The sequence below is a fragment of the Brevundimonas sp. FV2ps16 genome (assembly GCF_058681075.1).
This window is the reverse complement of the sequence record NZ_CM178728.1, coordinates 691,228-716,201: the sequence shown is the minus strand read 5'-3', so window position 1 is coordinate 716,201 and position 24,974 is coordinate 691,228. Positions and strand designations below refer to the sequence as shown.

General features: G+C 66.3%; 20 protein-coding genes and 1 other RNA gene. 12 read left to right on the top strand and 9 right to left on the bottom strand.

Annotation, left to right across the window (positions count from 1 at the left end; genetic code table 11):
* Window positions 1-13: 13 nt before the first annotated feature.
* From ACW170_RS03395 to ACW170_RS03380, 4 genes are all read right to left on the bottom strand, one after another.
* The gene (locus tag ACW170_RS03395; RefSeq protein WP_492088287.1) at window positions 14-1,261 is read right to left on the bottom strand and encodes a serine hydrolase domain-containing protein; all 1,248 of its coding nucleotides are present in this window, start codon (window positions 1,259-1,261) and stop codon (window positions 14-16) included.
* Window positions 1,258-1,959 (bottom strand): TetR/AcrR family transcriptional regulator, encoded by a 702-nt coding sequence (locus tag ACW170_RS03390; protein ID WP_292148599.1) that lies wholly within the window; start codon window positions 1,957-1,959, stop codon window positions 1,258-1,260. Before ACW170_RS03390 ends, ACW170_RS03395 begins: the two co-directional genes overlap by 4 nt.
* Window positions 1,960-2,032: 73 nt before the next feature.
* Complete coding sequence (locus ACW170_RS03385) at window positions 2,033-3,619, bottom strand: AMP-binding protein (RefSeq protein WP_492088286.1); 1,587 nt, start codon at window positions 3,617-3,619, stop codon at window positions 2,033-2,035.
* 86 nt (window positions 3,620-3,705) lie between these two features.
* Window positions 3,706-5,877, bottom strand: coding sequence for a TonB-dependent receptor (locus ACW170_RS03380; RefSeq protein WP_492088285.1), 2,172 nt, complete (start codon window positions 5,875-5,877; stop codon window positions 3,706-3,708).
* 177 nt (window positions 5,878-6,054) lie between these two features.
* On the opposite strand from ACW170_RS03380, the gene ACW170_RS03375 reads away from it, so the two are divergent.
* Together ACW170_RS03375 and bktB are read left to right on the top strand one after the other, a co-directional pair.
* The gene (locus ACW170_RS03375) at window positions 6,055-6,972 is read left to right on the top strand and encodes an SDR family NAD(P)-dependent oxidoreductase (RefSeq protein ID WP_492088284.1); all 918 of its coding nucleotides are present in this window, start codon (window positions 6,055-6,057) and stop codon (window positions 6,970-6,972) included.
* 90 nt (window positions 6,973-7,062) lie between these two features.
* Window positions 7,063-8,241, top strand: a complete 1,179-nt coding sequence (bktB, locus tag ACW170_RS03370; RefSeq protein ID WP_492088283.1) for a beta-ketothiolase BktB — start codon at window positions 7,063-7,065, stop codon at window positions 8,239-8,241.
* 22 nt (window positions 8,242-8,263) lie between these two features.
* Here bktB and ACW170_RS03365 read toward each other — a convergent pair whose 3' ends face one another.
* On the bottom strand, window positions 8,264-9,127 hold the full coding sequence (locus ACW170_RS03365; protein ID WP_492088282.1) for a helix-turn-helix domain-containing protein: 864 nt from the start codon (window positions 9,125-9,127) through the stop codon (window positions 8,264-8,266).
* A 434-nt stretch (window positions 9,128-9,561) separates the two neighbouring features.
* Here ACW170_RS03365 and ACW170_RS03360 point away from each other — a divergent pair, with 434 nt between their 5' ends.
* The 8 genes from ACW170_RS03360 (at window position 9,562) to ACW170_RS03325 (ending at window position 18,895) form a co-directional block, all read left to right on the top strand.
* Complete coding sequence (locus ACW170_RS03360; RefSeq protein WP_492088281.1) at window positions 9,562-11,142, top strand: DUF4153 domain-containing protein; 1,581 nt, start codon at window positions 9,562-9,564, stop codon at window positions 11,140-11,142.
* Between the two features lie 2 nt (window positions 11,143-11,144).
* A complete protein-coding gene (locus tag ACW170_RS03355; RefSeq protein WP_492088280.1) occupies window positions 11,145-11,858 on the top strand; it encodes a response regulator in 714 nt (237 codons plus the stop codon).
* Window positions 11,855-13,426, top strand: a complete 1,572-nt coding sequence (locus tag ACW170_RS03350) for a sensor histidine kinase (RefSeq protein ID WP_492088279.1) — start codon at window positions 11,855-11,857, stop codon at window positions 13,424-13,426. Before ACW170_RS03355 ends, ACW170_RS03350 begins: the two co-directional genes overlap by 4 nt.
* A gap of 490 nt (window positions 13,427-13,916) precedes the next feature.
* Window positions 13,917-15,611: a methyl-accepting chemotaxis protein gene (locus tag ACW170_RS03345; RefSeq protein ID WP_492088278.1), complete on the top strand. Its 1,695-nt coding sequence runs from the start codon at window positions 13,917-13,919 to the stop codon at window positions 15,609-15,611.
* Complete coding sequence (locus ACW170_RS03340) at window positions 15,611-16,105, top strand: chemotaxis protein CheW (protein WP_492088277.1); 495 nt, start codon at window positions 15,611-15,613, stop codon at window positions 16,103-16,105. The genes ACW170_RS03345 and ACW170_RS03340 overlap by 1 nt, the downstream gene beginning before the upstream one ends.
* Window positions 16,106-16,239: 134 nt before the next feature.
* Window positions 16,240-16,836, top strand: a complete 597-nt coding sequence (gene folE / locus ACW170_RS03335; protein WP_492088276.1) for a GTP cyclohydrolase I FolE — start codon at window positions 16,240-16,242, stop codon at window positions 16,834-16,836.
* Window positions 16,837-16,887: 51 nt separating this feature from the next.
* Window positions 16,888-18,045, top strand: coding sequence for an acyltransferase family protein (locus ACW170_RS03330; protein WP_492088275.1), 1,158 nt, complete (start codon window positions 16,888-16,890; stop codon window positions 18,043-18,045).
* 283 nt (window positions 18,046-18,328) lie between these two features.
* Window positions 18,329-18,895: a sugar transferase gene (locus tag ACW170_RS03325; protein ID WP_492088274.1), complete on the top strand. Its 567-nt coding sequence runs from the start codon at window positions 18,329-18,331 to the stop codon at window positions 18,893-18,895.
* A gap of 47 nt (window positions 18,896-18,942) precedes the next feature.
* On the opposite strand, the gene ACW170_RS03320 is transcribed toward ACW170_RS03325, so the two are convergent.
* From ACW170_RS03320 to ffs, 3 genes are all read right to left on the bottom strand, one after another.
* Window positions 18,943-20,793: a DNA polymerase III subunit gamma/tau gene (locus ACW170_RS03320; protein WP_492088273.1), complete on the bottom strand. Its 1,851-nt coding sequence runs from the start codon at window positions 20,791-20,793 to the stop codon at window positions 18,943-18,945.
* Between the two features lie 46 nt (window positions 20,794-20,839).
* A complete protein-coding gene (locus tag ACW170_RS03315) occupies window positions 20,840-21,907 on the bottom strand; it encodes an alpha/beta fold hydrolase (protein WP_492088272.1) in 1,068 nt (355 codons plus the stop codon).
* Window positions 21,908-22,118: 211 nt separating this feature from the next.
* Window positions 22,119-22,214: signal recognition particle sRNA small type (gene ffs, locus ACW170_RS03310), an RNA gene on the bottom strand.
* A gap of 49 nt (window positions 22,215-22,263) precedes the next feature.
* Here ffs and nudC point away from each other — a divergent pair.
* On the top strand, window positions 22,264-23,184 hold the full coding sequence (gene nudC / locus ACW170_RS03305; RefSeq protein ID WP_492088271.1) for an NAD(+) diphosphatase: 921 nt from the start codon (window positions 22,264-22,266) through the stop codon (window positions 23,182-23,184).
* Window positions 23,185-23,322: 138 nt separating this feature from the next.
* Here the strand turns inward: nudC and ACW170_RS03300 are convergent, their stop codons facing one another.
* Window positions 23,323-24,045 (bottom strand): 3-deoxy-manno-octulosonate cytidylyltransferase, encoded by a 723-nt coding sequence (locus ACW170_RS03300; protein ID WP_492088270.1) that lies wholly within the window; start codon window positions 24,043-24,045, stop codon window positions 23,323-23,325.
* 159 nt (window positions 24,046-24,204) lie between these two features.
* Between ACW170_RS03300 and ACW170_RS03295 the strand changes: the two genes are divergently transcribed.
* A complete protein-coding gene (locus tag ACW170_RS03295; protein ID WP_492088269.1) occupies window positions 24,205-24,924 on the top strand; it encodes a c-type cytochrome in 720 nt (239 codons plus the stop codon).
* Window positions 24,925-24,974 lie beyond the last annotated feature (50 nt).

Below are 24,974 nucleotides of genomic sequence, written 5' to 3'. Positions count from 1 at the left end.
AGCTTTTGCTCGTCTATTTCTCGGGATGGGTCAGGGCGGCGTAGGTCAGGGCCCGCGCCTGGGCGCGGAATTCGTTGCTGACGGGATCGGCCATGCGCTGGATCATGCCGACGAAAACCAGGTCATTGGCCGGGTCGATCCAGAACCAGGTCCCGCCGCCGCCGCCCCAACTCAGCGTGCCGCGGCCCTCGGCCATGCCGAGCGCCTGGGGATCGATCGCGATGGCCAGATCCAGGCCAAAGCCGAACGCCGGATTGAAGGGAAGCAGGCGAAGGGGATTGGTCGTCTTGAGCACTGCGTCGGGGATGACGTTGGTCGCCATCAGATCAACGGTCTCGCAATCCAGGATGCGAACCCCGTCCAATTCGCCGCGGTTCAGGATCATCTGGCAGAAGCGGGCGTAGTCGACGGCCGTCGACACCAGACCTCCGCCGCCGCCCTCGAAACGGGGCGGGCGAGTGTAGTCGTTGATCGGCATGTCGAAGGCCTCGGAGGCGACTTTCAGCCTGCCGGCACCGTCGTCGCGGTACATCTCCGCCAGCCGATGAACCTGATCCGCAGGCACGTGGAAGCCGGTGTCGATCATGCCGAGCGGCTCGAAGATGCGGGCGCGCAGAAATTCGCCAAAACTCATGCCCGACAGCCGCTTCACCACCAGGGCCTGAAGGTCGGTGGCGATGGAGTAGAACCACTCCGTGCCCGGCTGGAACATCAGCGGGATTCGGGCGGCGCTGGCCAGCAGGTCCTCGTGGCTGTCGGCGGTCATGACCCCTGCCTGGCGGTAGGCGCGTTCGACCGGGTGCATGTCGAACAGGCCATAGCCGAACCCGGCGGTGTGGCTCATCAGTTCGCGCATCGTCGGCGGGCGGACGGCGTCCTGTGTCAACAGGGCTCCGTCGTCCGCGACGCCGGCGAAGACCTTTTGGCCCTTCAATTCGGGCAGGTAGTCCGTGACGGGGTCGTCTAAAGTCCAGCGCCCCTCCTGGAACAGGATCATCATGGCCACGCCGGTTACGGGCTTGGTCATGGAGTAAATGCGGAAGATGGCGTCCCGGCCCAGCGGCGCCTCGTCGTCCAGCCGCCCCTTGCCGAACGTGGTGAAGGCCGCGACCTGGCCGTGGCGCATCAGCAGGGTGGAGGTTCCCGCGACCATCCCGGTCTCGACCATGCCCGCCATGTAGCGGTCGAGCTGGGCGAGACGCCCGGAATCGAAACCGAGCGCTTCGGGCGTCGATGCGAACGGGAGGCCGGCGGGGCTCATTCGCGAGCCTGCTTTCGCCGTTCCTCGGCGCGATCGCGGCAGACCCCGATGAAGCCGTGGGCCATGAAGGCCGCCATCCGGGCCTTGATCGCCTCGAAGTCATCGGATCGGCATTTGCCGCCGGACAGGTGATCAATCCGGCCGGTGCGCGCCAGGCTGAGCGTCAGAGCGCCGGTGACGAAGTGGTAGCCCCAGAAGATGTCCTCATCGAGCGCATCGGGCATGGCCTGCTTGAGCAGTTCGATGAGACGCAGGACAACAGGGTCGTAAAGGCGGTCCATCACCTCGGCGCCCCAGGCCGGGGTGTTGTTGATCTGGGCGCTCAAGGCGCCGAAATGCCGCCAGCCGTCGCCGCCGGTGGAGTAGGTGTCCAGGTCGGTGTCAAGGAAGGCGCGCAGCGCGCCCTCGACCGTCGGCTTGCCGGCGGCGGCCGTCTCATAGGAGTCCAGGGCCTCCATCCGGCGTCCGCTGGTCACCGGCGCGCGTCGCGCCATGACCTTGTCGAACACGTCCTGCTTGTCGGTGAAGTAGTAGTGGATCAGAGACTTGTGGACGCCGACCTTGTCAGCGATGTCCTTGATCGTCACCCCGTAGAAACCGTGCCGCGAGAACAGCTCTTCGGCGGCATCGAGCAGCTGCTCCAGGCTCTCGGCGCGTTGTTCGGCCTTGCGGCGCGGTTTGCGGGGCGGGGTCGTCATGATCTGGGCCTCGGGGCGTTGAGGCGCTCCCTGAGGACGGGGCGCCGACTCGATGATGGAGACGGCCGTCATCCTAGGCGTCTCCATAGGTGGCGCGAAGCAGTGCCTTGTTGATCTTGCCCGTAGCGGCCAGAGGCATGGCCTCTACCCGAACGATCCGTTCGGGAATCCACCAGTCGGCCACCTGGCCCTTAAGAGCCGCCCTCAGATTTTCGTCCTCGATCTGCTGTCCGGAGGCGGGTTCGATCACCATCAAAGGGCGCTCTCCCCATTTGGGATCGGCGCGGCCGATCACCGCCACCAGCCCGACGGCGGGAAGGGCGCCGACGATTTCCTCGATCTCGACGGGATTGATCCACTCGCCGCCCGACTTGATCAGATCCTTGGAGCGACCGGCCAGGGTCAGGTTGCCGTCGTCATCCAGCTGGGCCAGATCGCCCGTGTCGAACCAGCCGTCCTCATCGACAGCCGAAGCGCCGGCGCCGAAATAGGCGTTCACGACGCTCTGGCCCTTCACCTTCAGACGGCCGACCGTGTTGCGCTGATCGGGCAAGGGAGCCCCGTCGGCGTCGGTGAGCAGAAGGTCCAGGCCGAGGGGCGGACGACCCGAACCGCGCGCCGCGCCGGGCTTGTCGCTGCGCGGCGAGATGGCGCCGAGCGGCGAGAGCTCCGTCATGCCCCAACTGGTCTGCACCGTGGCGCCCAGCCGCTGCTCCATCCGCTGCAGCAGGCTGTCGGGACAGCTCGATCCGCCGATGATGACGCGTTCGAGGCTGGGAGTCTCTCCGCCCGTAGTGTCCAGATGGTCCAGCAGGCCCAGCCAGACGGTCGGCACGCCCACGGCCACGGTCACCTCATGCCTGGAGATCAGTCTCGCCAGATTGGCCCCGTCAGTCGATCGACCGGGCAGGACCAGCCGGGCGCCGACGGCCGGCGCTGCGAACGGCAGGCCCCAGGCGTTGGCGTGGAACATCGGCACGGCCACCAGGACGCTGTCGCGGGCGGTCAGGGCGATGGAATCCGCCTGCAGCGCGCGAAGGGTGTGCAGGTAGTTGGAGCGGTGAGTATAGCCCACGCCCTTGGGCGCACCGGTGGTGCCGGAGGTGAAACATAGCCCTGCCAGGGCCGTCTCGTCGAACTGTCCCCACCGCACAGCGCGACCGCCCGCTTCCAGCAGGCCTTCCAGGTCGATCACCTCAGGCCGTCCGGCTTCCGGCGTGTCTCCATCCAGCAGGATCAGGCGCTCGAGCGAAGGGCAGGCGTCCAGCAGGGCCTCGGCCGTGTCACGCAGGCCGGCCCCGACGGCGAGGACCCGGTCGTCGGCCTTGGCGACCATGGCGGCCAGGTGGGCGACGGTCAGTCGCGGGTTCAGGGTGTGGCAGACTAGGCCGACGCCCATTGAGGCGTACCAGACCTCGACGTGGTGCTGAGTGTTCCAGGCCAGCGTGGCGATACGGTCGCCCGGCTTCAGCCCGAGATCAATCAGGGCGCCGGATAGGCGATTGGCCCGGTCCCGCAGCGCCGCGTAGCCGATGCTCTGGTCGGCCTCTGCGCCGGCCGTCGCCACCAGGGCGGCGCCGTGCCATTTCGCGCCGTGTTCCAGAAAGCGGTCCACGGTTAGGGGGTAGTCCTGCATGAGGCCGGGGGAGGAGCCGATCATCCTTGAGCGTAGTCCAGACGGTTACAGGGGCCGGCAAGCCGGTGAGCGAACAGGGCGGCGGCCGGTCGACCGCCGCCCCGGAAGTGTCAGAAGGTCTTCGTCAGATTGACGCCGAACTGGCGGGGAGCGCCCGCATAGCGGAGACGCGAGTTGACCGCGGCGATGTAGGTCTGATCCGTCGCGTTCAGCGCATAGGCCGCCAGCGTCCAGCCGCCGGTCTTATAGCTGAGCAGCAGGTTGACCAGATTGCGGGCTTCCAGACGGTCGCCCAGAGCCTCATTGTTGAAGATGCTCGTCCAGGCTTCGCCGATATGGGCGTAGTCTATGCGGGGCGACAGTGTCGCGCCGTTGGGCAGGGCGAAGTCGTACTGGGCCCCAATGTTGAAGGTCAGCTCGGGCGCATACCCCTGGGTGTTTCCGTCGAGATTCAGACAGTTGGTGGTCGCCGGGCCGGTGGTTGCGTCGCACGAGCCGCTGCGCGCGACGCGGGGATCGGCGGCGTAGAATTCGCCCAGCTCGGAGTTCGAGACCGCGGCGCCGACGTCGATCGTCCAGGCCTTCAGACGCACCTGGGCCGAGGCCTCCAGCCCCATCAGGACGGTTTCGTCCGCAACATTGACGATCGAGCTGAACAGCGGAACAGCTGGATCGCCGACGACGACCTGGAAGCCCTCATAAGTCATGTAATAGGCGCCCAGCTGGGTGCGGACCTGACCGCCGAACATCGTGGACTTCCAGCCGAGTTCGTAGTCGACCACGTCTTCCGGTCCGAACGAGCTTGCCGGAGCGTAGAAGTTCGGCGCGTTCAGCCCGCCCATCTTGAAGCCGTTCGCCACGAACCCGTAGACGAAATTGTTGTCATCGACCTTGTAGTTGATGCTCAGCTTGCCGGTGGTCTTTTCGGCCGTGACCTCGTCGTTCTGGAGCAACTGCAGGCCAAGCGCAGGATAGGTCGTATACACGTTTTCGTTGCGCGAGGTGCTCTCGGACCAGCGGGCGCCCAACTGGATCTGCAGCCGGTCGGAGACGTCATAGCTGACTTGACCGAAGACAGCCTTGGTCTCCTTGGGGGTCTCGCCGAAGATGTAATAGTCGAGCACGCCTTCGGGGAAGCCGACATGATAGGCGCCTTGCGGGAAGGTTGTGACGGGGAAGGTGACCTTGTCCTGCTGCCAGAACGCGCCCAGCAGCCACGTCAGGCGTTGGTTGTCGGGCGAGACGAGATTGATCTCCTGCGACCAGACCTCTTCCTCGACGCGGTCATAGAAGGTGTTGTTGAGCGCGCTGGTGCCGTCGAGGTCGGTCGAGAACTCGCTGATCCCGTCCTGGTAACCGGTAATCGAACGCAGGGTTATCCCATTGTCGAACACATAGCTGACGTTCAGCGATACACGCGCCGTCTCGTCGACGCCGGAGTGCGGGCCGTTCGCCGTGATCTCGAACGGATCGTTGGTGGAAAGGACGGGGTCGGCCGGATAGCCGCCGAAATCCAGCTTGTTGTAGTCGCCCTTCAGTAGCACTCGCAGCGCCGGCGTAGGCGTCCACAGGAAGCTGGCGCGCGCGCTGTTCATGTCCACGTCGCCTGGATGACCGCGGTAGGGGCCGGTGATGTCGTGGAAGCTGCTGCGCTTCTCCGTGTTCATCGCGAAACGGGCGGCGAGGGTGTCGGTGAGGGGAAGGTTTATCGCCCCCTGGACCTTGAGGTTGTCGTAGTTGCCCGCCTGGCCCATCACATAGCCGTTCAGCCCCGTGAAATCGGGGTTGCGAGACGTGATGAAGACCGCGCCACCCGTAGCGTTCGTGCCCGCGAAGGTGCCTTGGGGCCCCCGCAGCAGTTCGACGCTGCCGATGTCGTAATACGGCTCCGTCTGGAAATATCCGGGGAAGACGGGCACCCCGTCCCGATAGGTGGTCACGCCCACGCCGATGGCGGTGGTGGGCTCGGATTTTCCGATGCCTCGGACGTTGAAATAGTTCCCCTGGCCGAAATTCTGCACCGTCGTGGACGGCGCCACGAACTGCAACTGCTCGAGGGAGAAGACTCCGCGGTCATCGAGGCTGTCGCCGGACAGCACGGTGGCGGCCACCGCAGTTTCCTGAAGGTTCGTCGTGCGGCGCTCGGCCGTGACGACGACTTCCCCTACCTCAGTCGCTTTTTGCTGGTCGTCCGTCTGTTGCGTCGTGGCGTCCTGAGCCTGGGCGGCTCCGGCCCACAACAGGACGGCGGCGGATGTGGTCAGCCAGAGCTTGCGCCCCATGATTTCCTCCTCGGTGTTTCCTCAGGCGCTCTGTCGGCGCCGTGGGAGCACCGTCTCACCGATTTCGCACCACGTCAATGTTCACTAGTCGACGAGTGAATATTGACCTTTTGGCCAGGATGGTGAGAGTGCAGGCGCTGAAACGCCGGCCAACACGGCGAAGATAGGGAGACCATCATGGCTATTGATCTCAGCGGACGGACCGCGATCGTCACCGGTGCGGGCGGGGGCCTGGGCCGTAGCCATGCGATGGCGTTGGCGCGTCATGGTGCGAAGGTCGTGGTCAACGATCTGTCGTCAGAGGCGTGCGAAGCGGTCGCCGTCGAAATCCGGTCCGAAGGCGGCGAGGTTATGCCGTGGTGCTGCAGCGTCACCGACCGCCCCGGCGTATTCGCCATGGTGGAAGCGGTGGTCGAGCGCTGGGGCAGCGTGGATATTCTGGTCAACAACGCTGGCATCCTGCGCGACCGGACCTTCGCCAAGATGGATCTCGACGACTTCGTCCTGGTGCTGGACGTGCACCTGATGGGCTCGGTCAACCTGACCAAGGCGGCGTGGCCGCACATGCGCGAGAGGGGTTACGGCCGGGTGATCTTCACCACCTCCTCATCCGGCCTCTACGGCAACTTCGGCCAGTCGAACTACGGGGCGGCCAAGATGGCGCTGGTCGGTTTGATGCAGACCCTGGCGCTGGAAGGTCAGAAGTCGGGCATTCACGTCAACTGCCTAGCGCCCAGCGCCGCCACCCGGATGACCGAGGGCCTGTATTCGGAAGACGACCTGCGCGGCCTGTCGACCGATCTGGTCAGCCCCGGCGTGGTGGCCCTGGCCAGCGAGAACGCCCCGACCCGCGCCATCCTCCTGGCCGGCGCAGGCGCCTTCGAACAGGCCCACATCACCATGACCCAGGGCGTCTGGGTGGGGGACGTCCCCGACGCCGCCGACCGTATCGAGGCGCAGTGGACGCTGATCCGCGACCGTGCGGGCGAAGTCGTTCCTCAATCGGGCGCGGCTCAGTACAGCCACGAGGTCAGTCATCCCGCCCGCGTCCAGTCCGGCGTCGCCCCCGCGGCGCCTGGCGTGGTCGCGAACTGAAAACCCGCTGCCAGCGGACAGGCGCAAACGCGCCCGGACAATCATCGCGCCCTGATTGAAAGGGCGGCTTCAGGCTTGAGGAAGATCTCCATGGGCGAAGTTTTCGTTCTTGCCGGCGTGCGGACGGCCGTCGGGTCATTCGGCGGCGCGCTGAAGGATACGCCCCCGACCGAACTGGCCGCGCAAGTGTCAGGGGAGGCGATTCGCCGGTCTGGCCTGGAGGCGGCGGCGATCGGCCATGCGGTCTTTGGGCAGGTGATCCAGACGGAACCGCGAGACGCCTATCTGGCGCGGTGGGCGGCGCTGGAGTCCGGCTGTGCGGTCGAGACGCCCGCATTGGGGGTCAATCGACTGTGCGGTTCGGGCCTGCAGGCGGTGGTGTCCGCCGCACAGGTGCTGAGGTTGGGCGAAGCGGACACGGCCCTGGCGGGCGGAGCCGAGTCGATGAGCCGCGCGCCCTACCTGGTCCCGGCCGCCCGTTTCGGCGCCAAGATGGGCGACGCTGCCCTGGTGGACGGTCTCACGGGCGCCCTGACAGATCCGTTTAACCGCTATCACATGGGCATGACCGCCGAGAACGTGGCCGAACGTTACGGCATCGATCGCGCGGTCCAGGACGACATCGCCCATGAAAGCCACCGCCGCGCCTCGGCCGCAGATAGGGAAGGGCGTTTCGTCGATCAGATCCTGCCGATCCAGGTGAAGCAGAAGGGCAAACCTATCACTTTCGACCGCGACGAGCATATCCGTCATGATGCCTCCCGCGCCGATTTCGAGCGACTGAAGCCCGTGTTCAAGACCGGGGGGTCGGTCACGGCGGGCAATGCGTCGGGGATCAACGACGGCGCGGCCGCCCTGGTGCTGGCCGGCGAAGCGACGGTGAAGCGTCTGGCGCTTAAGCCGATGGCGAGGATCGTGTCCTGGGGCCATGCGGGCGTCGATCCGGCCGTTATGGGTCTGGGGCCGATCGCTGCCGTGAGGCAGGCCCTGACGCGCGCCGGCCTGAGGATCGCCGACATGGATCTGATCGAATCCAATGAAGCCTTCGCCGCCCAGGCCTGCGCAGTCTCGCGCGAACTGGGTCTGGACTCTGACAAGGTCAATCCGAACGGCAGCGGCATCTCGATTGGCCACCCCGTCGGCGCCACCGGCGCGATCAACAGCGTTAAGGCCGTGTACGAACTGCAGCGTATCGGTGGTCGCTACGCCCTCGTGACCCTGTGCATCGGCGGCGGTCAGGGCATCGCCGCGATCTTCGAGCGCTGCTGACCAGCGGCGCGTCGCCGGGGGTTCACGCCGCATGGAGAACACCCTCGTCGGTCTGGGCCAGGTGACAGATGGAGACGCCGAGCTTGGCGAGCTGGGGGCCGACGCGTTGGCGGAGCATGTCGGCGGCGAACCGCAGGCGGCAGACCACGGTGCGGTCTGAGGGGCGCCAGCCGCTGGGGTCGAGGTAGCTGCGGGCTGCGGCGTCGCCGATCCAGTTCACCACGGCGGCCCGGACGGCGGCCTCCGGGAAGGCGGGCAGGGCGATGGGGCGGGGGGACGGTTTCTGGCCGACCGAACCGCTGGTTCGACGAGAGCGGGGGCGGGCCGGCGGCTCAACCGAGCCGGCCCGTTCCCGATCCGCCGGTTTGGGGGGAGGGGGGGAATAGGGTTCTATAAGGGTTGGGGCGGCGCGGCTGTCCGCCTTTTCCGTCTCCGCTGTCCGCCTTTTCGTCTCCGTTTCGGACACTGATGTCCCGTCTTCGGCGTTTGAGGACGGGGGCGTCCGCTCATTGACAGTATTGGCCGGGTCTAGGCCGGACGGTCGCGACGGCTCGGGCGGAGAGGCCGGAGGGGTTGGGCCGGGCCCGGTCTTCAGCAGCGGACGATAGATGTTGGCCCGGCCGCGACCACGCGAGGTCTCCAGGGCGAGGTGGCCGTGCTTCTCCAGATCGACGAAGGCGCGGCGGATGGTGCGCACATCGACCTTGAGCCGTTCGGCCAGGAAGGGCTGGGAGGTCCATCCGCCGCCCTGGACGTCGTCGAGATAGTGCATGAGGAAGGCGCCGAGCGTCTTGGCGAAGGCGTTCAGTTCGGGATCGGCCAGCACCTGGTGCTGCCAGCACAGCTTTTCGGCATGGAAGCGTCGGGCGTCGAGGAAACGGCTCATGCGCCGGCCTCCGAATCACTCGAGATGGCCGATTTCCGGTTTGCAGAGGCGGTAAAAAGCTTCGAAAAATCAACGACCCGCAAATGGGGCGGTTTGCAGCCTAATCCAGCAAATTCAACGCCTCCGCTTCGCCTACGAAGCTGGGGGCGGGCAGTAGCATCGCTCCGGGCGCGAAACTTTCTTATACAAATCAATCACCTGAGGAAACATGCTGTGAGTACAGCCGCTGGGTCCCTGTGGTTCGGTCTGAGGCTCACAAGGAGGCTCGATGCGGCCGCCGCATCCGGTGCGCAGCAACCACAACGCTCAAGCCAGCGCTGGGTCGCGCTTTGGTCTGCATTGAACCTGCACGACCCCTGCGCTGATAATCCATCGGCGGCGCAATCGATCTCGACCGCCATAGCAGAGAAGTCCTTCCCGAAAGGGAGGCCCCGATGCTTCACATACTCGCTCTGCCTCGATCATCCTTCTGGCTCAGGATCGCCGTCGGCGCCGTCCTTGCCGGCCTCGCCGACCTGACGTTCTTCGCCCATGCTCCCGGATCAAGCCTTGGCCTGTTCGCCTTCGCGGTCCTGGCGGGCGCGCTCTTCGGCCGGAAGGACCTGCTGCCAAATCGTCGAGGCTTGGGCTTCGTCCTGGCCGGCGCCGCCTTCGCCCTTGTCCTGGCGGACCGGCCTGGGCTGTTGGCCTGGGCTCTGTTCGTCGTCTCGATGAGCCTTGGGGCGTTGTCGAGCCGGGTAGGGCCGAACGAAACAGCCTGGGGCTGGAGCCAAAGACTGGCGCTTCACTGGTTTTTCGCGCTGTTTGGCCCCGTGATCGACTTGTTCAAGGTTTCACAGCTGAGGCGCGGTCGCGGTGGAATGTCCGCCCTGACCCTGCTCGGCCTTCTTGTCATGCCCGTGGTCGGCGGCGCGGTCTTCCTCGCCCTATTCTCGGCGGCGAATCCGCTCATTTTGAACGCGCTCGCCAACCTGTCCCTGCCATCCCTATCGCCCCAGAACACCCTTCGCACCCTGTTCTGGAGCGCGGTCTTCATCGGTGTTCTGGGCCTCCTGCGGCCGCGCTGGCGTAAGCCCTTGCTCGCCCTGCCTGAACGGAAGACCGGAAAGCCTTCAGCCTTCCTGACCCGCACGATCACCCTGTCCCTGATCGTCTTCAATGCGGTCTTCGCGCTTCAGAACGGCCTCGACCTCGCCTTCCTGTGGAGCGGCGCGCCTCTTCCCGGCGACATGGGCTTGGCTGAGTACGCCCATCGCGGCGCCTATCCCCTGATCGTCACCGCCCTGCTCGCCGGCCTGTTCGTGCTGGTGGCGCTCCAGCCGGGTTCCGACACCGCGAGCAAGCCGCTGGTCCGGCGCCTGGTAGTGGTCTGGATCGCCCAGAACATGGTGCTGGTCGCGTCTAGCCTGCTGCGCACCGCCGACTATATCGAGGTTTACGCCCTGACCCGTTTCCGCATCGCCGCGATGATCTGGATGGCGCTGGTCGCGGTCGGCCTTATGCTGATCTGCTGGCGGATGTTGGCCGACAAGTCGGCGCACTGGCTGATCAACGCCAACACTACGGCCGCGCTGATCGTGCTGGCGGTCGTCAGCGTCGTCGATCTCGGCGCCGTCGTGGCCGACTGGAATGTGCGGCATGCCAGGGAGGTCGGAGGTCGCGGGGTCGCGCTGGACCTCGGCTATCTCCATACGCTGGGCGCGCCCGCCCTTGTCTCGCTGGCCGAGCTGGAAACGACCCTTGACGACGCCGTTCTGCGCGACCGGGTCGCCGCCGTCCGCCAGGACATCCTGCTGAACGTTCGTCGCCGACAAAGCGAATGGCGCGGCTGGACCTGGCGCGACCAACGTCGTCTGGATCGTGTCAACGCTTTGCAACGAAACGGCGTCCTCTCGGCGCCTGCGCCGGGCGCGCGTCACTGGAACGGACGGCTCCTCCGAACGACGCCGGCCGTGGTCCCAGCGCCAGTCGCCTCCCCGCCGTCTGTCCCGTTGACCTCGCGGACGGAAGGCTGAACATGGCCATCATGCAAAGCACCGTCCTGGTGGTCGACGACGACCCTCATATTCGCGACCTGCTGACCTTCGCGCTTCAAAAGGCGGGTCTGGCGACGCGGGAGGCCGCCGACGGCGAGGCTGCACTGGCAGAAATCGCCCTGTGCAGGCCGAACCTCGTCGTGCTGGACATCAACATGCCCCGCATGGACGGGATCGAGACCTGCCGCAGAATTCGGGCCCAAGGCGATCTGCCGGTCCTGTTCCTGTCGTCACGCGACGACGAGATCGATCGTATCCTGGGCATGGAACTGGGGGCGGACGACTATGTGACCAAGCCCTTCAGTCCGCGCGAGGTGGTGGCGCGGGTCGCCGCCATTCTGCGCCGTATCGCGCGGAACCCGCCCCCGCCGACGCCGGGACAGTTCGTCTTCGGCGGCCTTGGCTTGGACGCGGACGGATGGCGGGCGACGTGGTGCAATGTCGAGGTGCCGCTGACCGTGACGGAGTTCAGTATCGTCCGTACCCTGGCGGATGCGCCGCGCCGGGTCTTCACGCGGGACGCCATCATCGACCGCGTCCACGGCCCTGGCTTCGCCATGACCGACCGTACGATCGACAGCCATGTCCGCAACCTGCGGGCCAAGTTCGCCACGGTGGGCGGGGCTGACGTGATCGAGACAAGACCGGGCCTAGGCTATCAGCTTGGCCCCTGTCTCGGCGCACCGGGCGCGTGATCGCACGCCTGCGCGCCTTCGTCCGCAAGCATTGGCCGGCGCTTAGGCTCCGGACGATCCTGCTGTCTGTGCTGATCTTCGCCGGCATCCTGCCTGGGCTCAGCGCCATCTTCCTGCGGGTCTATGAGAACACGCTTGTGCGTCAGACGGAGGCGGAACTGGTCGCCCAGGCTGTCGTCCTGTCGGCCGTCGCCGCTTCGGATTGGCCCGGCGCCGTCGTGGTTCCGCTCGATCCCTTCCGACGCGACGATCCCGGCTACTATAGGCCAGAACCCGCGACGATCGACCTAGGCTCCACGCCGGTCTTGCCCGCTCGTCCCTCGCCGCGCCCCGCTGCCGTGCCTGACGCAGGTGCGGTCGAAGTCGCCGCCCGGCTTGGTCCCGTCATCGAGCCAACCAGCCGCACCACCCTGGCCTCGATCCTCTTGCTGGATCGCAACGGGACGATCGTTCACGGCTACGGCCAGGGCGGCGGTCTTGCCGATCTGGCCGAAGTGCAGTCGGCGCTTGCGGGCGAGCCGCGAACGGTTCTGCGCCGCAACGACGCCTATCGTCCGCGCTATTCCCTAGAATGGCTCAGTCGCGCAGCGGGCGTCCGCATCCACCATGCTCGGCCGGTGGTGGTGAACGGCCAGGTCGAGGGGGTCGTCGTGGCGTCCCGCTCGCCCCGAGCCCTGTTCAAGGGGCTGTACCAGGACCGGATCAAGATCGGGCTGGGCGTCGTCGGCACCCTGGGGGTGATCGCCCTTCTGGCGGTTCTGGTTTCGCGCGGCATCGCCCGTCCGATCGAGGCGCTCAGCCGGGCGACACGCGATGTCGCCAACGGCGGCGGGGTGCTTCCCCCTGCGCCGGCCACCGCCGCCGTCGAAATCCAGACCCTCTACGAAGACTTTGGGCGGATGGCCCAGGCCGTTGATCGCCGGTCCCGCTATCTGCGTGATTTCGCCGCCGCCGTGAGCCATGAGTTCAAAACGCCCCTGTCCGGGATTCAGGGCGCCGTCGAACTGCTCCAGGACCACGAGATGGACCCCGGCCAACGTCGGCGGTTCCTCGACAACATCGCCGCCGACGCCCGCCGCCTCTCGGCTCTTGTGACGCGCCTGCTCGACCTGGCGCGCGCCGATATGGCGCGTCCTCAAGCCGGGCTTTCGGTCGATGTGCGCCCACCGATCGCCAAGGCGGTTGATGCGAGATCAAGCCGCCTGGCGATCTCGACGACGCTCGAGGACGAAACCCCGAGGGTCGCCGTTCCGGCATCGACCATAGAAATGGTGGTCTCGACGTTGCTGGAAAACAGCCGACAGGCGGGGGCGACAGCCGTCAACATCAGCGCTGCGGCCTTGCCCGACCGACTTGTCGTGACCCTGGCGGACAATGGTCCAGGCGTCGCGCCGGCCGACGCCGGTCGCGTCTTCGAACCCTTCTTCACCACGCGACGGGGGGAGGGCGGCGCCGGCCTCGGCCTGTCCATTGCTCGCTCTCTGCTGACGGCCAACGACGCCACGCTCGACCTGCTGCCGACGACCGAAGGCGCCGTATTCGAGTTGGTCATGCCGCTCGCCCAGTAGCATGTCAGACGGTGCGCCATCTGCCTCAAACCTGGGTCGGCGCCGTATTGCTCGAAGGCGGCCTTTGCACGGCGCAGACAGCTCAACTGAACAGCCGCCTCCACGGCTGGCGGTGCAAAATGTGGATCGAACGTCCGAGCTCTTTCAGTGCGCCACTCAGGAGTGTGTCGCTCGGAACCCTAACTGCATGGCGAATTTTCATTAAGCGTACTGCAACTTAACGATATTTCGTTAGGTACACTTCCTTATCTGACGCTTGAGGCCGGTTTAACCGTCCCCGGTAATGATGAGCATTGGTTGTGGGGCCATGCGTCCTGCGGATGGGGCTCAGAAGATGATGTGCGCATCGAACGACGAGGCTTGCGGTTCGGGCCGTCGCCGCAACACGTCCTCAGTCGAAACTCCAGACCATTTTCTATCCATGCCCGCTGGTCGCTCGGCCGGTCGTCTGCGTCGTTCATCATTGATTATTTGCTCGGGGAGATAGGCCATGCGTTTCACCATCAAGGCCAAGTTGATCGTGACCTTTGGTTTGCTGATCGTGGCGATCGCCGTGTTGGTCGGGGTATCCCTCAGTCACCTGTCGTCGCTGCACGCCGCGATCCATGACGTGGTCGCGGGGCCGGCCGCACAGTTGAGCAGGGCTCAGAGCGTGCAGACCGAATTCAGCAGCTATGTGAGACGCGAGCGCGGCATGCTGCTGACTACGGATCCTGAGGCCGTGCGTGAGTTTTCCGACGAAGTCGGTCAAGGGCGAGCCGTGCTGGAGGAACTGTTGGCGCAAGGCCAGGCTTCCGCATCGGGCGACACTAAGGCTGAGTGGGTCGCGCTGGGGAACGCCTGGTCGGAGTACAAGCCGATCAGCGAAGAAATCCACCGACTGGCGCTGGAGGGCGACAACGCCGGCGCCAGGGCGGTGATGATGACTGAGGCGCGCGCCAGCCTGTCGAAGATCGAGGAGACGTCGCACAGCATCGTCGTCACCGACAAGGCGATGATGGCGAAGGCCGAAGAAGGCGCCAGGGCGGTGTTCGAGGAGGCGCGCGTCGGCCTGATCGTCGCTGCCGTCGTCGCCCTGATCGGCGCGGTCGTCGGCTGCGTCGGTCTCACCCTGATCGTCCGTAAAGGTCTGCAACGCGCGTCTGAAGCCGTCCGCTCCGTCGCCGAGGGCGACCTGACCCGCACGGTGGCCATCACCAGCAAGGACGAGATCGGCGACATGCTGGGCGATCTCAACAGTATGATCGAACGCCTCCGCGGCGTGGTCGGCGACGCGTTGGCGGCTGCGGACAACGTCTCCTCGGGCAGCCAGGAACTGTCGTCTTCGTCGGAACAGATGAGCCAGGGCGCGACCGAACAGGCCGCCGCCGCCGAACAGGCCTCGGCTTCGATGGAAGAAATGGCCGCCAACATCAAACAGAACGCTGACAACGCCGCCCAGACCGAGAAGATCTCGCGCCAGTCCTCCAAGGATGCGGAGATCAGCGGCGAGGCCGTGCATCGCGCCGTTGAGGCCATGCGCACCATTGTCGCCAAGATCGGCATCGTGCAGGAAATCGCCCGCCAGACCGATCTGCTGGCCCTGAACGCGGCGGTCGAGGCCGCGCGCGCCGGGGAGCACGGCAAGGGTTTCGCCGTAGTCGCCTCGGAAGTGCGCAAACTGGCCGAACGCAGCCAGACGGCCGCCGCCGAAATCGGCGCGGTCTCGGGCGACACGGTCAAGGCGGCTCAGGAAGCCGGCGAAATGCTGCAACGCCTGGTGCCGGACATCCGCAAGACCGCCGAACTGGTGTCCGAGATCAGCGCCGCCTGCCGCGAACAGGACGTCGGCGCCAGCCAGATCAACGAGGCCATCCAGCAACTGGACAAGGTGATTCAGCAGAACGCCGGCGCGGCCGAGGAAATGTCGGCCACCTCCGAGGAACTGGCGGCTCAGGCCGAGGAGTTGCAGACCTCGATCGCCTTCTTCCGCACCGAGGCGGCGGGAACGCCTGCCCGGGCCCCGGTTCGGGCTCGGGTTCGGGCCCAGGCGCGCCCGGCGGCGTTCAAAGCGGCGAGGCCTGTGTCGCCGTCCGCCGTCAAACCCAATGTTCACGCCCAGCAGGCGCGCGCCAAGGGTTTCGCCCTGGACATGGCTGTCGGCGGCGCGGACGTCGAGGACATGGACTTCCGGGAGAGCGCCTGATGTCCGGGGCCACCGAGGGCCAGTATGTCGCGTTCGGCCTGGGCGACGAGGTCTTCGCCGCCCCGGTCGGCCTGGTGCGGGAGATCCTCACCTATCAGGTCCCCTCACGCATCCCTAACGGTCCTGACTATCTGCTAGGCCTGACGGATGTGCGGGGCCGGGGCGTGCCGACGGCGGATCTGCGGATCCGCCTGGGCATGGCGCCGGTCGAGCCGACGCTGAACACCCGCATCCTGGTGCTGGATATTCCCCTGGAGGGCCGGATGCTGAGCCTGGGCCTGGTCGCTGACCGGGTGTTCGAGGTCACAGTCTTCAGCGCCGACCAGATCGAGCCCTCGCCCGACATCGGCGTCAAATGGCGCTCGGACTATATCTCGGGCGTGGTACGTCGTGACGACGGCTTCGTGGTGCTGATTGACCTCGTGCGCCTTCTGTCGACGACCGAGGTCGCCGCCCTGGAGTCCGTCTCGCGCGAGGACGCGCGCGCGGCCTGAACGGCCGGCTCCTGTCTTGGGCGTTGAAAGTGCGGGATTGCGGCTTGGGGACCCGCGTCTGAATCGCTCGCGGCGGCGTAAATGAGGGGCGGAAGGCTTTCCCTTCTCCGCCTCGCATCGCTATTAGGCCCGCAATGACCGACGCTCCCCCTACCGCCCCCGCCGCCCGACTGACCCAGGCCGACGCAGAGGCCGCTGTCCGCACCCTGATCGAATGGGCTGGCGATAATCCTGACCGCGAGGGCTTGCTGGAGACGCCGGCGCGGGTGGCGCGCAGTTATCGCGAGCTGTTTTCCGGCTATGAGACCGATCCCCTTTCCTATCTCGAAAAGACTTTTGAGGAGACGGGCGGCTACGACCAACTGGTGGTGCTGAAGGACATCCGCTTCGTCAGCTTCTGCGAGCATCATATGTTGCCGGTCGTGGGGCGGGCGCATGTAGCCTATCTGCCGACCGACCGCGTCGTCGGCATCTCCAAGCTGGCGCGGGTGGTGCGCGGCTTCGCCCGACGCCTGCAGATCCAGGAGAAGATGACGGCCGAGATCGCCGAGGCCATCCAGACCGTGTTGAAACCCCAGGGCGTCGGCGTGGTGATCGAGGCTGAGCACAGCTGCATGACCCTGCGTGGGGTCAACGCCCCCGGCGCCAGTCTGACGACCAGTCATCTGATCGGCGTGGTCCGCGACGATCCACGCACACGCGAGGAATTTCTGCGCCTCGTGCGCGGCTGAGCTTCTTCCGGCCCGGCTCTTGCGAGGTCGGGGTCTTAGGAGGCGTTTTCCGTGCCCTGGACCCTGATTTCGACCCGAAACGAAACAACTCCGATCGCGCGTGGCGGCTGGTTGGACGCCCTGCGTTTCATCGTGGCCTTCCTGATCATCCTGCACCATTATCAAGCGGCCGGGCCGGTTCCGCTGGCTGAAGCCGTACATCCCGTGTTCCAACGGGGCGGGTTCTTGCTGACCAACTTCTTCCTGATCGATTCCGGCTATGTGCTGATGCGGGTCTATGGCGCGGCGGTGGGGCAGGGGCGGATGTCGGCGGGCGACTTCTTCCTGAAACGGTTCCTGCGGGTGGTTCCGGCCCATCTGATCCTGGGTGTGTCGTTGGTGGTCCTGGTTCTGCTGGGGGCGGCCGTCGGGGCCCTCCCGCGTAATCCGGAGTGGTTCCGTTGGGATCAGCTGCCGGCGCAACTGCTTCTGCTCCAGGCCTACGGGGTGCATGGCGGTTTGGGCTGGAACGCGCCCACCTGGTCCATCTCGGCCTTGATCGGCTGCTATTTGTGCTTCCCCTGGATCCTGCGCGGGCTGACGCAGTTGGGGGCCTGGGGCGCTCTTAGCTTGGGGATTGGAGCCGATCTGGTCGCCAATCAGCTGTGCTGGAGCCTGCTGGGCCATCCGGTCTATCAGATGCCCATGGGCTATGGCTTTGTTCGCGCCTTGCCGCTGTTCTTCCTGGGCATGAGCCTAGCCTGGTTCGCCCAGAAGGTCTGGATCGCCCCCCGCTTCGCCGGCTGGGCCGGCGTCGCCGCCTTCTGCGGTCTGGCGGTCGCCCAGGCCTTCGACAAGAACGCCCTGATCTCTCTGGCCATGATCTCGATCATCATTTTGGCTGCTGGGGCCGTGCCCGTGCGCCGTCCGTCGAAATGGGTCGAGACCGCAGCCATGGTCTCCTTTTCGATGTTCATTTCGAACGAGGTGTTTCGCATCGCCTGGTTCGGCATCTCCAATGTCGCGGTGGCCCGGTTCGCCCTGTCAGAGCCGGTTCAGTGGGGCTTGTGGGGCGGCGGCGTACTGGCGGCGGTCGCCTTCGCCTTCGCCTTCCACTTCGTGATCGATGATCGGATTCAGTCGCGGATTCGCAGCTGGCTCAAGACACGGGAGCCAGGACACGGCCGGCCGAGTTCCCAAGCCGGCGCTGTGGTCTCGCTCGAGGGGTGACATAAAGGACAACGTCTAGGACGCCTTCCCGCGTTGCCAAGAGGTAACAGAATGGTGTCTTGGGGCGGTGTCACGGCATTTTATCTTGCAATGCAACATTACTCATCGCTTAACTGTCCCAAGGGAAGTTTGCGGGGCTAAGGAGGAGGCGGAGATGTATGACAGCTTGTCCAATCCGTCGCTGACCGCGACGCCGACGATTTCCGCATCATCTCAACCCCAAGAGAAGATGTGGTCGCCGGCATTCAAGCGCGGACCCGGTTCAGCCGCGTGCAAACGCGCCATGGATGTCGTCCTGGCCGGCGCGGCGGTCTTGGTTCTGCTGCCGGCCCTGCTGATGATCGCCTTGGCCGTGGTGCTGGAAAGCCGTGGGCCTGTGCTGTTCCGCCAGCGCCGCACGGGGCGCGACGGCAAGGTCTTCACCATCCTCAAATTCCGCAGCATGACGGTGACCGAGGACGGGGACAAGATCGCCCACGCGTGCAAGAACGACAAGCGCGTCACCCGCGTCGGCGCCTTCATCCGCGCCACCAGCCTGGACGAACTGCCGCAACTGCTGAACGTCGTCATGGGCGATATGTCCCTGGTCGGACCCCGCCCCCACGCCCTGGCGCACGACAATCATTACGGCGCCCTGCTGCCGCGCTATGCGGACCGCTTCGCCGTGCGGCCTGGCCTGACCGGCCTGGCCCAGATCCTGGGCCTGCGCGGCGAGATCCATCAGCTCAGCTGTATGGCGCGTAGAGTCGAGGCGGATGTGGAATACGCCGCCGGCTGGACCTTCCGCGACGACTTGCTGATCATCTGGCGCACGGTTCCGATGATCCTGAAGCGCGTCAACGCCTACTGATCGGTTTGCGGGCCGTTCGCCCGCCGCCTTCCCGCACAACCGCCTTTTCAGTCCTCGTCGTCGTCCTCGGACGGCTCCGGGATTTCCGGCGTGATCACGGTGGGGGCGATGGTCTTGATCTCGCCCAGCTTGGCGCCGGGGAAGGCCAGCAGCACCGCCTTGATGAAGGGGTCGGCCTCAACCTTCTCGCGCTCGGCGGCGCGCTCCTTCTTCTGGCGTTCGATCAGGGTCTCGCCGCCCCCCTGGCCGTTGGCGGCGATCAGCCAGGTGCGGCCGGTCCATTCCCGCAGTCGGCCGGCCAGGCGCCGGGCCAGTTCAACCGGCGCGCCTTCAACGCTTTCATAGACGATGGCGCCGGGCTTGAACGAGACGGGTTTGACGAACCGTTCGACGTCCATCTGCAAGCCGACTTCGCGTTTCTCGCCGATCAGGGCGACCACCTGTTCGAAGCTCTGCGGATCGGGCAGGGCGGGGGCCATGACGGGGCGGGCGGCCAACTGAGCCGAGGCGCCGCCGCCTCCACCAGAGCCTCCGCCGCGCGGGGCCGAACCGCCGCCAAAGGGTTCGCCCGACTGAAGCCGCTTCAACGCCTCCTCCGGTCCCGGCAGGTCGGCGGCGTAGGCCAGGCGGACGATGGCCATTTCCACGGCGTCGGCCGGATTGGGGGCGCGTCTCACCTCGTCCAGGGCCTTCAGCAGCATCTGCCAGGTGCGCGACAGGGTGGCGGCGGGGATGGCGGCGCCCAGGGCGGCCAGTTTCTGCGCCTGGTCATTGGGCAGGCGGGTCGCATTGGGGCCCAGCATCTTGGCGACCGAGGCGGCGTGGCAGTGTTCCAGCAGGTCGTTGGTCACCTGCACCGGATCGGCGCCGAAGCCGTACAGGGTGCGGAAATTCTCCAGCGCCTCCGGCGTGCGGCCGGCCATGACGCTCTCGAACAGGGCGATGGTCTGGCTGCGGTCCGCCAGGCCCAGCATGTCGCGGACGGTCTCGGTCTTGACCATCTGACCGCGCTCGGCCTGGACCAGGGCCTGATCCAGCAGGGACAGGCCGTCGCGCACCGAGCCTTCGGCGGCGCGAGAAATCAAGGCCAGGGCGTCCTGCTCGATCTTCATCCCCTCGCGTTCGGCGATCCGGCCCAGGTGATCGATCAGGATCTCGGGCTCGACCCGGCGCAGGTCGAATCTCTGGCAGCGGCTCAGGATCGTCACCGGCACCTTGCGGATCTCGGTGGTGGCGAAGATGAATTTGGCGTGGGGCGGCGGCTCTTCCAGCGTCTTCAGCAGGGCGTTGAACGCCTGCGTCGACAGCATGTGGACCTCGTCCAGCACATAGACCTTGTAGCGGGCCTCGACGGGGGCGTAGCGGACGCTCTCCAGGATGTCGCGGATGTCGTTGACGCCGGTGTGGGAGGCGGCGTCCATCTCCATCACGTCCATATGCTGGCCGGCCATGATGGCTGCGTCGTGCCGGCCGTGAGCGGTCAGGGTCAGGGACGGGCGGTCTATGGTCTCCGTCTCGTTGTTCAGGGCGCGGGCCAGCAGGCGGGCGGTGGTCGTCTTGCCGACCCCGCGAACCCCGGTCAGCATGAAGGCGTGGGCGATCCGGCCGGTCGAGAAGGCGTTGGTCAGTGTACGGACCATCGCCTCCTGGCCGATCAGATCCTCGAAGGTGCGCGGCCGGTATTTGCGCGCCAGCACCTGATAGGCGGACCCGTCATCGACATGGGCTTCGACTTCGGCAGGGGCGGGGGCAGGGGCAGGCTTGGCGGCGACAGGCGCCGCAACCGGCTCAGGCGCCGGCGTAGGTGCGCCGAACATGTCGTCGGTGTTCTCGTCGCGCGCGACGACGTCGTCCTCTTCCCAGGGCGGGCCGTCGAGATTCGGGTCGTTGTCCGTCATGGGCGAAGTCTTACAGCCAGCAGCCGCCGTGGCGAAGCCGTTTTACTCAGCGCATGTCCGTCGTTACGGCGTCTGTGCGCGCCCTTATCAAGGCCTCGTATTGCGCATCGATCATTATGCGATTCGGGTCGTGTCCCGTTCGAGCCAACGATACAAAAGTCTTCTGCGGGGCGGAAAGTTCATCGAAATAGGCGCGGGAGACCTGTGTCGGCGTGACCAAATCCTCCTCACCCTGCAGCATGTAGACAGGCATGGCGAAATCCATTCCTAGCGCGCGCAGGTCGATCCCTGGGCCCATGCCATTATTGGCGGGACCGACGAAGGCGAAGAAGGAGTAGTCCTCACCCGCCGTATAGTCGGCCTCGTAGGCGGGCGTGTCGTACCCCGGGCCAAAGGTGAACCAGCCAGCCGGCGGCGGTTCGCTGACCAGGGCTTCGTATTTGCGCGATATTCGCCGCAGAACTCCGAATGCACGCGGATTAGTCCACGGCGGCGCGCCCAAGGCCTCTAGCCTGGCCATGGCCTCGCTGTCGCTGGCGGCCGCCGCCAGGGCAAGGGTGCGCGCATAGCCGACCTTCAGATCGTCCTGATAGTTCACCAACTGGCCGGTTCCCACATAGGCGTGGAACAGGTCCGGCGCCGCCATCGCCATATGGGTCGCCAGGGCCGAGCCCCAGGATCCGCCCATCAGGATGACCTTGCGCTTGCCGAAGCGCTGAATCGCATAACGCGTCACCTCGACCCCGTCCGCCGTGAGCGCTTGCAGGGTCAGGGGTTCGTCCTCTTCGGGCCGGTTGGCGCCATAGGTCTTGCCCGAGCCCCGCTGGTCCCATTGAACGATGGTGAAGTCGTTTTCCCAGTCGGCGAAGATATTGCGGGCGAAGGGCGTGTTGGGATTGCCCGGTCCGCCGTGCACGATCACCACGACCGGGTTGCGGCAGTCCGCGCCATCGACGACCACCCATTGCTCGATGCCGCCGATTGAGACGAAGCCAGCCTCATGAATCGCTTGTCCAGCTGTCTGGCAAGCAGGGCTCAGATCGGACGCGCCCGCCTGCTTGACGCCGCCAATACACAGCATCAGTCCTGCCGCAATCAAACCCCAAATTCTCATGCCGCCCCTCGGTCAAATGTCGGCGTCTTATAAACCAAGCGTCTCGTCGAGGAACACTGCTCAGATGGTGCGGCGTCAGACGCCCCAGACAGCAAGCGATACGCGCAAACGCGCTCAAGCCGCGAGCCGTCGCGCGGCGAGCGATAGCGCAAAAAGCCGCGCTCAAGCCGCGAGCGACCGCGTCGCGAGTGTAGCGCCATAAAAATGTGATGAGGTAGAGACCGCGCGACCCGAAGGGGAATTCGTTGTGGCTGCTGCCTTCCGGCCCTGACCAGATTGGCGAAACCTTCGCCCGCGCGATCTCCGAGAGGGGATATGACGGGTGCAGCGGACGGAATCAAGGGTTACAAGGCCGCATGGCTCATCAGAATATCTTCGCCGGCAATCCGCTCGACCGCGCCGGCGACCTGCGCAACGATCCCGAATGGCTGGCTGCGCAGGAGGCGAACCCCGAGGCCCAGGCCCTGGTGCTGTGGGAGGGACGGCCCCTGGTCGAGGAAACGGCCGACGGGCCGCGCCTGGCCTGGCTGTCGCTGAAACATGCGCGCGACATCGTGCCGGACCGCGACGTCTTTCTGGGTTTGTGGAAGGACGCCCCGGTCTTCGCCATCGAGTTCGAGGGCTCCATCGACCCGACCGACGGGCCGCTGGGCGGCCTTGGCGTCTTTCATGAGATGCGCGGCGCCGCGGCCATTCTGCCGGCCCAGGATGCGGCCATGGCGGGCGGGGCCAAGAGCCTGTTCGACTGGCGACGCAAACACGGCTTCTGCGCCAACTGCGGCACGCTGAGCGAGACGACCTCGGGCGGGTGGAAACGGCGTTGCCCGGCCTGCGGGACCGAACATTTCCCGCGCGTCGATCCGGTCACCATCATGCTGCCGGTCTACAAGGGCGGGGCCGAGCCCCTTTGCCTGCTGGGTCGTCAGGCGGCCTGGCCAGCGGGGCGGATGTCGGCCCTGGCCGGCTTCCTGGAGCCCGGCGAGTCGATCGAGGAGGCCTGCGCCCGCGAGGTCAAGGAAGAGGCGGGGCTGACCGTGGTCGACGCCGTCTATCACTCCAGCCAGCCCTGGCCCTTCCCGTCGCAACTGATGATCGGCCTGATCGCCGAGGTGTCGGATGACCAGGCCCGGCCCGATCAGACCGAGCTGGAATCGGTGGCCTGGCTGACGCGGGCTGAGGCGAGGGCGGTGTTGGCGGGCGACCACCCGACCATCCAGGCTCCGCCGTCTTTCGCCATCGCCCACAGCCTGATCAAGGCGTGGGCGGAGGAAGCCTAATCTCCCTCCCCTGTATGGGGAGGGACGATCGCGCAGCGATCGGGGTGGGGCCCGAAAGGGCGCGAGCGAGTCCGAACCACCCCACCCGGGCTGCGCTTACGCTTCGCCGTCCCTCCCCATGAAGGGGAGGGAGATTCGTTACGCCAGCGCCCGCGCCGCCTCCAGGTCGGCGGGATTGTCGACGGACAGGGGGGCTTGGTCGATGACGGCGGCCCAGATCTGCATCCCCATCTCCAGCGCCCGCAGCTGTTCCAGCTTCTCGCGCTTCTCCAGCGGCGACTGGCGCGCGGCGCAGAAGCGGTTCAGGGCCGCGCGGCGATAGCCATAGACGCCGATGTGCCGCCAGATGGGCGCATCGCCGTACAGGGTCGAACGGGTGAAATAGAGGGCGCGGGCCTGGCGTTCGTCCTCCCCCAAGGCCAGGACCGCCTTGACCACGTCGGGATTGGCGCGGTCCGACAGATCGGCCTCGGCGGCGACCAGGGTGGCGATGTCGCAGGTCGGTTCGCCGTGCAGAATGGCGGCGCAGGCCGTGGCCAGGCCCGGATCGGCGAAGGGCATGTCGCCCTGGACGTTGATCACGGCGTCGAAATCGCCTTGCGGGTCGATGGCGTCCACGGCGGCGCGGATCCGGTCCGAGCCCGACGGCAGGTCGGGATCGGTCAGAATGGCCCGGCCGCCGATGGCCTCTATGGCGGCGACGATCTCGGGATCGCCGGCGGCGACGGCGACCGGCAGGCCCGAGGCTTCGGCCTGCTGATAGGCCCGCACGATCATGGGCTTGCCGCCGATATCGGCCAGCGGCTTGTTCGGCAGACGGGTCGCCGCCATGCGAGCGGGTATCAATATCAACGGATTCATGAGTCTAGTCGAAGCCTGCCTGGATCAGCCGCCGCTCTTGGAACGTTTGCGCCGGTTGCGAACCCCGCGCTACCGTGCCAGACGTGAACAGGCAAGGAAGGCTTCGCTGCGTAAGACGGCGAAGTTGGGAAACCTCTGGGACGGGATGAGACGACGCGCATGAGCGGCGATCTGAAATGGAACAAGATTTTCGGTGCGGCCCTGGGGACGGCGTTCGTCATCCTGGTCGTGCAACAGGCGTCGGGCCTGATCTATCATTCCGAGCCGCCGGAAAAGATGGGCTATTTCGTCGACGCGCCGGACGAGGCCGCCGGCGCTGAAGAGGCTGAGTTGCCGCCCGACTGGGGCACGGTCCTGCCCGCCGCCGATCTGGCCGCCGGCGAGGCCGCCTTCGCGCGCTGCCAGGCCTGCCATAACGCGGCGCAGGGCGGGGCCAACGGCATCGGTCCGAACTTGTTCGGGGTGGTGGGCGGACCGGTCCTGCACAGCGCGGGCTTCGCCTATTCGGACGCCATGACCAAGCACAAGGCCGAGGCGCCGACCTGGGGCTATGACGAGCTGGACAAATTCATCACCGCCCCCGCCCGCTATGTGCCCGGCACCAAGATGTCCTTCGCCGGTATTCGCGACACCCAGACCCGGATCAATCTGATCGCCTGGCTGCGGAACCAGGGCTCGGGCGGCTTCGCCATCCCTGCGCCCGATCCGGCCCGCCAGCCCGGCGCAGCGGCTCCGGCCGAAGGAGAAGCGCCGCTTGCCGAGGGCGCGCCTGCGACCGAGGCGACCGGTGAAACCCCGGTGGTCGGAGAAGCCCCTACGATCCAGCAGACTCCAGCGGCCCCGCCCGCTGCGACCAGTGCGGCGCCGCCGAACAGCTGATCGCATTCCCTTGTCGTCATCCTAGGGCTTGTCCCTAGGATCCATACTCT